Annotated in this window: 1 protein-coding gene (running past one end of the window); it reads left to right on the forward strand. The window is 70.3% G+C overall.

Features of this window, described 5'->3' with window-relative positions:
* Positions 1-15,369: the 5' end (the start) of a non-ribosomal peptide synthetase gene (locus NY1_RS08630; RefSeq protein WP_067710259.1), read on the forward strand. 29,334 nt of this gene lie beyond the right edge of the window; only the first 15,369 of its 44,703 coding nucleotides appear in the window; it begins with the start codon at positions 1-3; its stop codon lies off the right edge, out of view.

The raw sequence follows: 15,369 nt of genomic DNA on the forward strand, positions 1-15,369 counted from the left end.
TTGGACCGGCTGGATTTCGGCGGCAACGGCGACGCTGGCAGCGAAATCGCACCGGGCTCGGGGGCGCTCTTTCCGCTGTCGCCTGCGCAGCTCGGCATCTGGTACGCCCAGCACCTGGACCCCCAGGTGCCGATCAATATCGCCCAGTACGTGGAGCTGCGCGGGGAACTCGACATCGAGTTGCTCGAGCGGGCCATGGTGGACGGTTCGATCGAGTTCGGGTCGGGCTTCCTGCGCGTGGTCGAACGCGACGGCGAGCCCATGCAGATGGTCGACACCTCGCTCGATCGCACCATCTATCACGTCGATCTGAGTGACGCCGAGGATCCGGCCGCCGCCGCCCAGGAGTGGATGCGCGCCGACTACAGCGCGCCGATCGACATCGTCAACGATCGCCTCATCCGCTCGGCCATGGTGAAGCTGGCCGAGGGCCACTTCTACTGGTACGCGCGCATTCACCACATCGTGCTGGACGGTTTCGGCGCGATGACCTACATGCAGCGCGTGGCCGAGCTGTACACCGCGTACGTGCGCGGCGAGGAGCCCAAGCCCGCCAAGCTGACCGAGCTGCGCACTCTGGTCGAGCAGGAATTCGCCTACCGCGACACCAGCCGTTTCACCGCCGCCAAGGAGTACTGGGCCGAGCGGGTCGCCGGGCTCGAGGAGGGCACCAGCCTGGCCGGGCGGTCCGCGCCGCCGGCCGCGCTGAACCGGGTCGCCGCCGGCTACCTCAGCAGCGATCAGACCTCGCTGCTGGACGAGGCGGTGGCCAAGCACGATTCGTCACCCGCCGGGCTGCTGCTCGCCGGTTTCGCCGCCTACCTGGCGCAGTGGACCGGTTCCGAGGACGTCATCCTGTCGCTGCCGGTGACCGCGCGCACCACCGCCGCCATGAAGCGGGCGGGCGGCGCGACCTCGAACATCGTGCCGCTGCGCCTTCACGTCGGCTACGACACCACGGTCGGCGAACTGCTCGAATCGGTGGGCGTCGAGGTGTCGGGCGCGCTGCGCCATCAGCGCTACCGGCACGAGGACATTCGCCGCGACAGCGCCGGCGACGGCGTGGTGACCCGGGAGTTCTTCGGCCCCTGGGTCAATATCATGCTGTTCCACAACGAGGTCGTGCTCGGCGATCTCACCGGCGAGTACAGCGTGCTGTCCACCGGTTCCATCGAGGACCTGGGCGTCAACTTCTACCAGTCGGTCAAGGGCACCCGGAATCACATCGATTTCGAGACCAACCCCAACCTGTACTCCGAAGACGAGACGCGGCAGCATCATTCGCGCTTCCTGGAGTTCTTCGACCGCTTCCTGGCGGCGGGGGACCAGCAGCCGGTGTGGGGTCTGCCGATCACCACCGACGCCGAGCGCACCCGGACGGTGCTGGAGTGGAACGAATCCGGGCACGATGTCCCGGTCACCACGCTGCCGGCGTTGCTGGACAAGCAGATTCCGCTGACCCCGGACAATGTGGCCGTCGAGTTCGAGGGTGAGCAGCTCACCTACGCCGAGTTCGGTGAGAAGGTCAATCGCCTGGCCCGGTTCCTGATCGCCGATGGCGTGGGACCGGAATCGCTTGTCGCGCTGGGTATGCGGCGCTCCCTGGACCTGGTCGTGGGTATGCACGCGGTGCTGCGCGCCGGTGGCGCGTACGTGCCGATCGACCCGGATCACCCGGCCGATCGCACCGCCTACATCCTCGATTCCGCGGCACCGGTCTGTGTGCTGACCACCACCCGCGATGCCCTGGAGCTGCCGGAATCGGTGCGGCGGCTGGAGATCGACACCCTCGACACCTCGGGTTTCGCCGCCGAGCCGGTGACCGATGCCGACCGGATCGCCCCGCTGCGCCCGGACAACACCGCGTACGTCATCTACACCTCGGGTTCCACCGGTCGCCCCAAGGGCGTCGCGGTCACCCATCACGCGATCGTCAACCAGGAACTGTGGATGCTCGACGAGTATCCGATGACCGCGGACGACGTCTACCTGCAGAAGACCGCCACCACCTTCGACGTGTCGCTGTGGGGCTACTTCATGCCGCTGCTGGTCGGCGCGAAGCTGCTGGTCGCGACCCCGGACGGGCACCGCGATCCGCTGTACGTGGCCGACATGATCGAACGGCACGGCGTCACCGTCACCGACTTCGTGCCGTCCATGCTGACGGTCTTCGTCGCGCACGCCACGCGGGCCCAATGCGCCACGCTGAAGTACGTTTTCGTGATCGGCGAGGCGCTGCCGCCGGAGACCGGCGCGGGCTTCCGCCAGATCACCGACGCGGGCCTGCACAACCTCTACGGTCCGACCGAGGCCGCGGTCTCGGTGACCTACTGGGAGAACACCGCAGCCGACACCACCACGGTGCCGATCGGTATGCCCGAGTGGAATGTCGAAGTCTACGTACTGGATTCGCGCCTGCGGCCGGCCGCCATCGGCGCGTCCGGTGAGCTCTACCTCGGTGGGCGTCAGCTCGCGCGCGGGTACAAGGGCCGTCCGGATCTGACCTCGGATCGCTTCGTGGCCAACCCGTTCGGGCTGCACGGCGAGCGCATGTACCGCACCGGTGACCTGGTGCGCTGGAACACCGTCGCGGGCGACGAATCAGGCACCGTCGGCGCACTCGAGTACATCGGCCGCACCGACTTCCAGGTCAAGTTCCGCGGTCAGCGCATCGAGCTCGGCGAGATCGAGACCGACCTGCTCGCCCACCCCGCGGTCAGCCAGGCCGTGGTGCTGGTCATGGACACCGCGACCGGTCAGCAGCTGGTCTCCTACGTGGTCCCGGTCCCCGGCCAGTCGATCGACCCGGCCGAGCTGACCCGTTTCGTGGCCGAGAAGCTGCCGACCTACATGGTCCCGGCCTCGATCATGGTCTTGGACGCGTTCCCGCTCAACACTTCCGGCAAGCTGGACCGCAAGGCCCTGCCGGATCCGGTGTTCAGCGCCGACGCCGCCGGTTACCGCGCCCCGCGCACCGCCGCCGAGGAAATCGTGGCGGGCGTGTTCGCCGACGTTCTCGGCCACGAACGCGTCGGCGTGGACGACAACTTCTTCGACCTGGGCGGCAACTCGCTGGTCGCCACCCAGGTGGTGGCCCGCATCTCGGCCGCGTTCCACACCCGCCTGGGCGTGCGCGCGCTGTTCGAGACCCCCACCGTCGCCGGTATCGCCGCGCGCGTGGAAGCGCTCGACGCCGCCGATGTCTCGCGTCCGCCGCTGACCGCCCAGCCGCGCCCCGAGCGGGTGCCGCTTTCCCTTGCACAGCAGCGCATGTGGTTCCTCAACCAGTTCGATCCCAGCGTCCCCACCTACAACCTGCCCTTCGTGGTGCGCCTGCGCGGCCGGGTCGAGATGGACGCGCTGCAGGTCGCGCTGACCGATGTGGTGGCGCGGCAGGAATCGCTGCGCACCGTCTTCCCCGAGTCCGGGGACGGCGGCTTCCAGCGCGTGCTGCCCATGGACGAGGTCGATCTGGGCATCGACGTCGCGGATATCACCGCGGCCGAATTGCCCACCGCGCTGGCGGCTTTCGCCTCCACCGGTTTCGACGTCTCCACCGAGCTGCCCATCCGGGTGCGGGTGTTCCGGGTCGCCGACGCCGAACTGGCCGAGGGCGAGCTGGATCTCGCGGTCGCGTTCGTGGTGCATCACATCGCCGCGGACGGTTTCTCCTTCGGTCCGCTCTCGCGCGATATGACCGCCGCCTACCTGGCCCGCGTCGCCGGCCAGGAACCCGGCTGGGATCCGCTGCCGGTGCAGTACCAGGACTTCAGCATCTGGCAGCGCGAGGTGCTGGGCAACGAGTCCGATCCGGAATCGATGGCCGCCCGCGAGATCGCCTACTGGAAGAGCGCTCTGGCCGGGCTGCCCGACCAGCTCGATCTGCCGGCCGATCGCCCGCGTCCGCCGGTGCAGTCCTTCCACGGCTCCCGCGTCACCTTCGACATCCCGGCCGAGCTGCACGCCCGCCTGTCGGGTCTGGCTCGCGCCCAGGGCGTTTCGCTGTTCATGGTCATGCACTCCGCGCTCGCGGTGCTGCTGGCCCGCCTGTCGGGCACCAACGACATCGCCATCGGCACCCCGGTCGCCGGTCGTGGCGAACAGGCCCTCGACGACCTGATCGGCATGTTCGTCAACACCCTGGTGCTGCGCTCGGAGGTCGATGGGGCAGAACGTTTCACCGACTTCCTGAGCCGCACCCGCGAACAGGATCTGGCCGCGTTCGCCAACACCGATGTGCCGTTCGAGCGGCTGGTCGAGGTCATCAACCCGACCCGCTCGCAGGCCCGGCATCCGCTGTTCCAGGTGATGCTGTCGTTCCAGGAGATGTCGCACGGCTCGATGGAGCTGCCCGGCCTCACCGTCTCCGCCGACGAACTCGACGTCGATATCGCCAAGTTCGACCTGCAGTGGACCCTGACCGAGCATCGCGCGTTCAACGGCAGCCCCGACGGCCTGTCGGTGGTGCTGTCGTATGCCACCGACCTGTTCGACGCGCAGACCGTCACCGAGTTCGGCAACCGCTACCTGCGGGTCCTGGAAACCGCCGTCGCCGCACCGGAAACCGTGGTCCGCGACATCGACATCCTGGGCGAGGGCGAACGCGCCACCGTCCTGGAGGCGTGGAACGGCACCGCGCACGCGCTGCCCGCCGCCGCGACCACCGTGCTGGACCTGTTCGAACAGCAGGTCCGGGTGCGCCCGCACGGCACCGCCCTGATCTTCGATCCGGGCGAGCGCAGCAGCGGAATCTTCGGCGCGGCCGAGGAACTCACCTACGCCGAGTTCTCGGCCCGGGTGAATCGCCTGGCGCGCAAGCTGATCGCCGAAGGCGTCGGCCCGGAGTCCCTGGTGGCGGTGGGTATTCGCCGCTCGGTGGACATGCTGGTCGCCATCTACGCCACCCTCACCGCGGGCGGCGGCTACGTGCCCGTGGACCCGGACCACCCGGCCGAGCGCACCGACTACGTGCTGGCCAGCGCCCGCCCGGTGGTATTGCTGACGACCAGCGACGACGATGTGACCAGCCAGGACTGCCCGGTCCTGTACCTGGACACCCTGGCGCTGGACGAGTTCGACGCGGCGCCGGTCACCGACGCCGACCGGCGCGCTCCGCTGCGTCCGACCAACGCCGCCTATGTGCTCTACACCTCGGGTTCGACCGGCCGCCCCAAGGGCGTGGCCGTCTCGCACGCCTCGGTGCTCAACCAGATCGCCTGGATCACCGGCGAATACGGCATCGACGACACCGATGTGATCCTGCAGAAGACCCCCGTCACCTTCGACGTGTCGGTGTGGGAGCTCTTCGGTTCGCTCGCCGTCGGCGCGCAGCAGGTCATCGCCGCCCCCGACGGGCACCGCGATCCGATCTACCTGTCCGAGGTCATCGGCCGGCACCGGGTCACCATGACCTCGTTCGTGCCGTCCATGCTGAGCGTGTTCGCCTCCAGCGCCTCGGCCGCCGAATGCCTGTCCCTGCGTGCGGTACTGGTCGCCGGTGAGGCGCTGCCGCCCGCCACCGTGACCGCCTTCCGCAAGTTCTCCACCGCGGCCGTGCACAACCTCTACGGCCCGACCGAGTTCACCGTGCACGCCACCTACGCGCCCATCGACGCGCCTGCGGTCACCTCGGTGCCCATCGGCCGCCCGGTGTGGAACGCCCAGACCTACGTCCTGGACGAAGGCCTGCGCCCGGTGCCCGCCGGAGTCCCCGGCGAGCTGTACCTGGGCGGCACTCAGGTCGCGCGCGGCTACTACGGCCGCCCCGACCTGAGCGCGGAACGCTTCGTCGCCAACCCCTTCGGCGCGCCCGGCACCCGCCTGTACCGCACCGGCGACCTGGTGCGCTGGAACCAGAACGACGCCGGCGTCCTCGACTACATCGGCCGCACCGACTTCCAGGTGAAGTTCCGCGGCCAGCGCATCGAGCTCGGCGAGATCGAGACCGCGCTGCTCGACCACCCGACCGTCAACCAGGCCGTGGTGCTGGTCATCGACACCGTGGCCGGCGACCAGCTGGTCGCCTACCTGGTGGCCAAGGGCCCGATCGACCTGGACAGCGTGAAATCGCTGCTGCACCGCACGCTGCCCGCGTACATGGTGCCCGGCGCGTTCGTGGTGCTGGATGCCTTCCCGCTCAACGCCTCCGGCAAGCTGGATCGCAAGGCGCTGCCCGCGCCGCGCTTCGAGGTGCGCGAATTCCGCGCTCCGACCACGCCGATCGAGGAGATCGTCGCCCAGATCTTCGGCGAGGTGCTCGGCATCGCGCGCGTCGGCGTGGACGACGACTTCTTCGAACTGGGCGGCAACTCGCTGATCGCCACCCAGGTCGCCACCCGCCTCGGCACCGCGCTCAACACCCGCGTCCCCGTGCGCATGCTGTTCGAGGCCGCCACGGTGGCCGCCCTGGCCGCGCGCGTGGAATCGCACGCCGGTGACGGCGCGCGCAAGGCCCTGGTGGCCCGCGAACGGCCCGAGGAGATCCCGCTTTCCCTGGCGCAGCAGCGCATGTGGTTCCTCAACCGCTTCGACACCGCCTCCGCGGTCAACAACATCCCGGTCGCCATCCGCCTGTCGGGCGAACTGGATGTGGCCGCGCTGCAGGTCGCCGTCATCGACGTGATCGACCGGCACGAATCGCTGCGCACCGTGTTCCCCGAACGCGCGCACGGCCCGGTGCAGCAGGTCGAGAGCGCGGCGCAGATCGTGCCCGACCTGACCCCGGTCCCGGTCACCGAGTCGAACCTGCTCGACCACCTCATCGAGCTGGCCTCCATGGCCTTCGACGTGACCCGCGAAGTGCCTTTGCACGCCAGGCTTTTCGAGGTCTCCGAGACCGAGTACGTGCTCGGCATGGTGGTGCACCACATCTCCGCCGACGGCTGGTCCATGGGCCCGCTGGCCCGCGACGTCATGGTCGCCTACGCCGCCCGCACCTCCTGGGAGGCCCCGGCGTGGGCCGAACTGCCGGTGCAGTACGCGGATTACGCGCTGTGGCAGCGCGAGGTGCTCGGCTCCGAGGACGACCCGGAATCGCTGATCTCCAAGCAGATTCGCTACTGGGCCGACGAACTCGCCGACCTGCCCGACGAACTGGTGCTGCCCGCCGACCGGCAGCGGCCCGCCGTGGCCAGCTACCGCGGCGGCACCTACCCGTTCGCCATTTCCGCCGAAACCCAGCAGGCGCTGGTGGAATTGGGCCGCCGGCACAATGCCTCGCTGTTCATGGTGCTGCACTCGGCGCTGGCCGTACTGCTGGCCCGGCTGTCGGGCACCAGCGATATCGCGATCGGCACCCCGGTGCACGGCCGCGGTGAGGCCGCGCTGGACGACCTGATCGGCATGTTCGTCAACACCCTGGTGCTGCGCACCGAGGTGGAGGCGGAGCAGACCTTCGCCGATCTCCTGGCCCAGGCCCGCGACACCGACCTGCACGCCTTCGCGCACGCCGACGTGCCGTTCGAGCGTCTGGTCGAGGTGCTCAACCCGGCCCGTTCGCAGGCCCGCCACCCGCTGTTCCAGGTCATGCTGACCTTCCAGAACACCCGGCAGGCCAGCCTGGAACTGCCCGGGCTGTCGGTCAACGGCATCGAATACGACGCCCAGCTGGCCAAGTTCGATCTGCAGCTGACCCTGCAGGAGACCCAGGACGAGCGCGGTGAGCACGCCGGCATGTCCGCCGAGTTCTCCTACGCGCTGGACCTTTTCGACGAGGACACCATCGCGGCGTTCGCGCGGCGCCTGGATCTGATCCTGGCGGCCGTGGTCGCCGATCCGGCGCAGCCGCTCGGCGATATCGATCTGCTGGTCGAGGGTGAGCGCGAACAGGTGCTCACCGGCTGGAACGACACCGCCGTCGAGCTGGATCCGGTACTGCCGCAGGGCCTCACCACCGAGACCGCGAACCTGGTGTCGCTGTTCGAGGCACAGGCTCTGACCAGCGCCGACGCGCCTGCCGTGGAATTCGAGGGGACAGGTCTGTCCTACGCCGAGTTCGCGGCGCGGGTGCACCGGCTGGCCCGCAAGCTGATCGCCCAGGGCGTCGGCGCGGAATCGCTTGTCGCACTCGCCATCCGCCGCTCCACCGACCTGGTCGTCGCCATGTACGCGGTGCTGGAGGCCGGTGGCGCGTACGTGCCGCTGGACCCGGACCAGCCGATGGACCGCATCGACTACGTCCTGGACACCGCGCGCCCGGCCGCCATCCTGACCACCAGCCGCGACGACTTCGTCACCGGGCGCAATGTGCCGGTGCTCGAGGTCGACACCCTCGCGCTGGACGGCTACTCGGCCGCGCCCATCACCGATGCCGAACGCGGACAGGCGATCTCGCCCGAGCACACCGCCTACGTCATCTTCACCTCCGGTTCGACCGGCCGTCCCAAGGGCGTCGCCGTCGAGCACGGGGCCATCGTGAACCGCCTGCTGTGGATGCAGCACGAGTACCCGATCGGCCCGGAAGACGCCGTCCTGCAGAAGACCCCGGCCACCTTCGACGTGTCGGTGTGGGAGTTCTTCTGGCCCTTGCAGACCGGTGCGCGCCTGGTGGTGGCCAAGCCGGACGGGCATCGCGATCCGGTGTACCTGGCGCAGGTGATCGCCGAAACCGGCATCACCACCGCGCATTTCGTGCCCTCCATGCTCTCGGTGTTCGTCGCCACCCTCGGCAACGAGAACGGCGACGCCGGCGTGCCCGCGCCGCGCCTGCGGCAGGTCTTCGCCTCCGGTGAGGCGCTGCCGGCCCCGACCGCGCAGAAGCTGCGCGAGCTGACCGGCGCGCGCCTGCACAACCTGTACGGCCCCACCGAAGCCGCCGTCGACGTCACCTACCACGAGGTCGTCGACGCCGACACCGTGTTCGTGCCGATCGGCCGCCCGGTGTGGAACACCCAGACCTTCGTGCTCGACGCGCGCCTCAACCCCGTCGCGCCGGGTATCGCGGGTGAGCTCTACCTCGCGGGCGATCAGCTCGCGCGCGGCTACCTGGGCCGCCCCGACCTGTCGGCGGATCGCTTCGTGGCGAACCCGTTCGGCGCGCCGGGCGCGCGCATGTACCGCACCGGCGACCTCGTCACCTGGACCGCCGACGGCGAGCTGAACTACCTGGGCCGCACCGACTTCCAGGTCAAGCTGCGCGGTCTGCGCATCGAGCTCGGCGAGATCGAGGCCGCGCTGCTGGCGCAGCCGAGCGTGGCGCAGTCGGTCGTGGTGGTGCGCGCCGATGCTCACGCCGGCGATCAGCTGGTCGGCTACGTGGTCCGCGAGCCCGACGCCGTGGTCGACATCGACGCCGTGAAGGCGGCGCTGAGCGGCTCGCTGCCGGGCTACATGGTTCCCGCCGCGATCGTGGTGCTGGACGCCTTCCCGGTCAACGCCTCCGGCAAGCTGGACCGCAAGGCGCTGCCCGCGCCGGTCTTCGAGACCAAGCGCTTCCGCGCCCCCTCGACGCCGATCGAGGAGATCACCGCGCAGATCTTCGCCGACCTGCTCGGCGTCGAACGCGTCGGCGTGGACGACGACTTCTTCGAACTGGGCGGCAACTCCCTGGTCGCCACCCAGGTGGTAGCCCGGCTCTCGGCCGCGCTGAACGCCGAGATCGGCGTGCGCGCCCTGTTCGAGGCCCCGACCGCGGCGGCGCTGGCCGCCCGCGTCGAATCGCACGCGGGAACCGGTGTGCGCCAGGCGCTCACGGTGCGCTCCCGCCCCGAGCACCCGCCGCTGTCGCTCGCCCAGCAGCGCATGTGGTTCCTCAACCGCTTCGACACCGATTCGGCCGCCAACAACATCCCGGCCGCCGTACGGCTCACCGGCGCACTGGATCTGGACGCCATGCGCGGCGCGATCGCCGATGTGATCGCCCGGCACGAATCGCTGCGCACGGTCTACCCGTCGCACGAGGGCGTCGCCTTCCAGAAGGTGCTGCCGACCGCGCGCGCCATCCCGCAGCTGGATGTGGCCGACGTGACCGAGGGCGAACTGTTCGCCGCCGTCTACGCCTTCGCGGGCGCGGGCTTCGACGTCACCGCCGAACCGCCGATTCGCCTGCGCGCCTTCCGATTGGCCGCCGACGATCACGTGCTGGTGCTGGTCGCCCACCACATCGCCGCCGACGGTTTCTCGATGAACCCGCTGGTGCGCGATCTCATGACCGCCTACATCGCGCGCAGCAACGGCGAAGCCCCCGGCTGGCCGGAACTACCCGTGCAGTACGCGGACTACGCGCTGTGGCAGCGCGAAACCCTGGGCTCGGAAGAAGATCCGCGTTCGCTGGTCGCCGAGCAGCTGGACTACTGGCGCGAGACCCTGGGCGGGCTGCCCGACGAGCTGCGGCTCTCGGTCAAGCCGCGGCCGGCCGTGGCCACCTACAACGCGGGCACCCACCGCTTCGAGGTGCCGGGCGAGCTGATCGCCGGGCTGAACCGGGTCGCCCAGACCCACGGCACCACCCTGTTCATGGTGGTGCACAGCGCTTTCGCCGCCCTGCTGGCGCGCCTGAGCAATACCGATGACATCGCCGTCGGCATCCCGGTCGCCGGTCGTGGCGAACAGGCGCTCGACGACCTGGTCGGCATGTTCGTCAACACCCTGGTGCTGCGCTCGCCGGTGGACACCGGCGCCAGCTTCGCCGAACTGCTGAAGACCGTGCGCGAGCGCGATCTGCAGGCCTTCGCGCACGCCGACGTGCCGTTCGAGCGGCTGGTCGAGGTGCTGAACCCGGCGCGGTCGCAGGCCCGCCACCCGCTGTTCCAGGTCATGCTGTCCTTCCAGAACCTGGGCCGCACCGCTCTGGAACTGCCCGCGCTGAGCGTCGCCGAACTCGGCATCGACCAGCAGACGGCCAAGTTCGACCTGCAGCTGACGCTGAGCGAAGTGCTCGCCGACGGCGCCTCGGACACCGCGTCGATGGCCGCCGAACTCGTCTACGCCACCGACCTTTTCGACGCCGAATACGCGAATGTGTTCGCGCGCCGCTTCGTTCGCGTGCTCGAGGCCGTGGCGGCCGATCCGGCCCAGCTGGTCGGTGAGGTCGAACTCCTCGAAAGCGCCGAACGCCACCGCGTCCTGCACGCCTGGAACGACACCGCCTTCGAACTCGACGCCGCCCTGCCGGTCGTCACCGAAGGCGCTGCCGCCACCCTGGTTTCGCTGTTCGAAGCCCAGGTCGCGCTGACCCCCGAGGCGACCGCCGTCAGCTTCGAGGGGACGAGTCTGTCCTACGCCGAGTTCGCCGACCGGGTGCACCGCCTCGCGCGGCACCTGGTCGCGGCGGGCGTCGGCCCGGACACCCTGGTCGCCCTCGGCATGCGCCGTTCGCTGGACCTGCTCGTCGGCATGTACGCCGTGGTCGCGGCCGGTGGCGCGTATGTGCCGCTGGATCCGGATCACCCGGCCGAGCGCAATGCCTATGTCCTCGAGACCGCCCGTCCGGTCGTCGTATTGTCCACCGCGCGTGACGGTTTCGAGCTCACCGGTGGAATGGCGGATGTGCTGCTCATCGACGAGCTGGATGTCTCCGCCTACTCCGGCGCGCCGCTGACCGACGCCGACCGCACGGCCCCGCTGCGCCCGGAGAACACCGCGTACGTGATCTTCACGTCCGGTTCCACCGGCCGCCCCAAGGGCGTCGCGGTCTCGCACGCCGCCATCGTCAACCGCCTGGTGTGGATGCACGCCCAGTACGGGCTCGCCGCCGACGATGTGGTGCTGCAGAAGACCCCGGCCACCTTCGACGTGTCGGTGTGGGAGTTCTTCTGGCCCTTGCAGGTCGGTGCGACCCTGGTGGTCGCCAAGCCGGACGGCCACCGCGATCCGGTCTATCTGGCCGAGCTGATCGTGCGCGAGGGCGTCACCGTCACCCACTTCGTGCCGTCCATGCTCGCGGTGTTCGTGGCCGAGCCCGCCGCCGCCAATTGCGTGAGCCTGCGCAATGTCTTCGCCTCCGGTGAGGGCCTGCCCGCCCCGGTCGCGCAGAAGCTGCGGCAGCTGACCGGTGCGCGCCTGCACAACCTGTACGGCCCGACCGAAGCGGCCGTCGACGTCACGTACCACGAGGTCGTCGATGCCGATATCGCCTCGGTGCCGATCGGCGCGCCCGTCTTCAATACCCAGGTGTACGTGCTGGATTCGCGGCTGCGGCCGGTTCCGGCGGGTGTCGCGGGTGAGCTCTACCTCGCGGGCGATCAGCTCGCCACCGGGTATGTGGCGCGCCCCGACCTGACCGCGGATCGCTTCGTCGCCAACCCCTTCGGCGCGGGCGCCCGCATGTACCGCACCGGTGACCTCGTGGTCTGGACCCCGGCCGGGGAGCTGGAATACCTGGGCCGCACCGACTTCCAGGTCAAGCTGCGCGGTCTGCGCATCGAACTGGGCGAGATCGAGTCGGCGCTCACCGCGCTGCCCGCCGTCGCCCAGGCCGTCGTCGTGGTCCGCCACGACGAGCGCACCGGCGATCAGCTGGTCGCCTACCTGGTCGCCGCCGACGGTCGCCTCGACCTCGACGCGGTGAAGGACGCACTGGCCGAACAGCTTCCGGCCTACATGGTCCCGGCCGCGTTCATGGTCCTGGATGCCTTCCCGCTCAATGCCTCCGGCAAGCTGGACCGCAAGGCGCTGCCCGCCCCGACCTTCGCCGCCAAGGTGTACCGCGCGCCGGTCACCCCCGTGCAGCAGACCGTCGCCGGCACCATCGCCGACGTGCTCGGCCTGGACCGGGTCGGCCTGGACGACGACTTCTTCGAACTCGGCGGCAACTCGCTGATCGCCACCCAGGTGATCGCGCGCCTGTCCGCCGCGCTCGACGCCGACATCCCGCTGCGCACCCTGTTCGAGGCCACCACCGTGGCCGCCCTGGCCGCGCACCTGGATTCGCGCGTCGGCACCGGCGCCCGCGCCCCGCTGACCGCCCAGGAACGCCCGGCCGCGGTGACGCTGCCGACCGGCGAGACCGCCGCCCTGGTGCCGCTGTCCCCGGCCCAGCAGCGCATGTGGTTCCTGAACCGCTTCGACAACCGCACCGCCGTCAACAACATCCCGGTGGCGCTGAAGCTCACCGGCGCCGTGGATCTCGACGCCTTCCACGCCGCCCTGGGCGATGTGCTGGCCCGCCACGAAGCGCTGCGCACCGTCTACCCCGAGGTGGAGGGCGACGGCTTCCAGCGCGTGCTGCCGCTGTCCGAGGTCAGCTTCGAGGTCGGCACCGAGACCGTCGCCCTCGCCGAACTGCCTTCGCGCATCACGCAACTCGCGTCGGTCTACTTCGACGTGACCCGCGAGCTGCCGTTCCGCGCCACCGTGCTGCGGGTCGACGGCGACGCCGCCACCCACGTGGTGGTGCTGGTGCTGCACCACATCAGCGCCGACGGCTTCTCGCTGCGCCCGCTGCTGCGGGACGTGGTGGCCGCCTACCTGGATCGCGCCCGCGGCGCGGTCCCGGCCTGGGAACCGCTGCCGGTGCAGTACGCCGACTACGCGCTGTGGCAGCGCGAGATCCTCGGCGCGGAAAGCGATGCCGAATCCCTCGCGGCCCGCCAGATCGCCTACTGGGGCGAACAGCTGCGCGACCTGCCCGAGCAGATCGAGCTGCCCGCCGACCGGCCGCGCCCGGAGATCGCCACCAATGCCGGTGGCACCTACGACTTCTCGATCGACGCCGAGCTGCACCGCGCGCTCACCGGCGTCGCCCGCGAAAACGACGTCACCCTGTTCATGCTGGTGCACGCCGCGCTGGCGACCTGGGCCGCGCGCCTGTCCCGCGCCACCGATATCGCCATCGGCACCCCGATCGCGGGCCGTGGCGAGCGCGCGCTGGACGACGTGGTCGGCATGTTCGTCAACACCCTGGTGCTGCGCAGTGAGGTCAAGGGCGACACCGCCTTCCGCGATCTGCTCGCCCAGGTGCGCCGCACCGACCTGGCCGCCTTCGCGCACGCCGACGTGCCGTTCGAGCGCCTGGTCGACGTGCTCAGCCCGGTCCGCTCGCAGGCGCACCACCCGCTGTTCCAGGTGGCGCTGACCTTCGAGGCCGCCGCGGCCAAGGACGCGGCGGCGTTCTCGCTGCCCGAAGCGCCGGGCGGGGGAGCGCTCGAACTCGAGGTCGTCGCATTCGACCCGGGCACCGCCAAGTTCGACGTCCAGCTCACCGTCAGCGAGCAGGCCGACGGCTCGCTGGGCCTGTCCTGGAACTACGCCACCGACCTCTTCGACCCCGAGACGGTCATCGCCTTCGCCGAGCGCCTGGTCCGCATCCTGCGCGCCGTCGCCGACGATCCGGCCGCCCTCATCGGCGATATCGACCTCCTCGGCGAGGGCGAGCGCCACAATGTGGCCGAGAACTGGGTCTCGGCCGGTGACGACATCGTCGCCCTGGCCGAGTCCGCCCGCGCCACCATCCGCGCCGCCCGCGCCGAGATGGCGGAGCTCACCGAGGCGGCCGGAACCGCCGGTGCGGCAAGGGAAGACGTTGCCGGGCAGTCCGCGCTCGATGCGGCCGACGATGTAGCTGCGGGCGGCCGAGCCGCCGACCTTGACGGTGCGGCCGACACTGCCGGAGCCGACGTTGCCGGGGCTGACGTTGCCCGTGCCGCCGACGCTGCCGACACCGAGCTGACCGCCGCCGACGCGGCCGCGCTGGCCGCTGCCGCCGACGACCTGGCCGAGGCCGCCGCGGAGCTGGAAGCCGCCATCGCGGGCATCGTGCTCGGCGGCGGATCCGGGCTGTCCGCGGCCGCGGCGGGCACGCTGGCCACGCCGTTCGTGGATCCGGACGCCACCCTGTCGAGCCTGTTCGACGCCGCCGTGGCCGCCAACCCGGAGCGGGTCGCGGCGCGCTTCGGCGCGGAGGAACTGACCTACGCCGATCTGGACCGGCGCGCGAATGTGCTGGCGCGCAGGCTGATCGCCGACGGCGCGGGACCGGAATCGCTGGTCGCGGTGCTGCTGCCGCGATCGCTGGATCTGGTGGTGGGCCTGCTCGCGGTCATCAAGACCGGCGCGGGATACGTGCCGATCGACCCGACCTATCCGGCCGATCGCATCGCCTACGTGCTGTCGGACGCCAAGCCGACCAGCGTGGTCATCGACACCACCGCGCAGGTCGAGCTGCCCGGCGACCTGCCGACGCTGCTCATCGACGGCTTCGCCATGGAAGCCGGCGATATCGAGGACGCCGACGATTCGCCGATCACCGACGCCGACCGCCGCAGCCCGCTGCGCCCGGACCACGTCGCCTACGTCATCTACACCTCCGGCTCCACCGGCCGCCCCAAGGGCGTGGCCGTGGCGCACCGGAACGTGGTGCGGCTCATGGCGAACACCGATCGCGAATTCGGTTTCGGCGCCGACGACGTGTGGACGCTGTTCCACTCCTACGCC

Source organism: Nocardia yamanashiensis NBRC 100130, assembly GCF_001613325.1.
Lineage (GTDB): Bacteria > Actinomycetota > Actinomycetes > Mycobacteriales > Mycobacteriaceae > Nocardia > Nocardia yamanashiensis.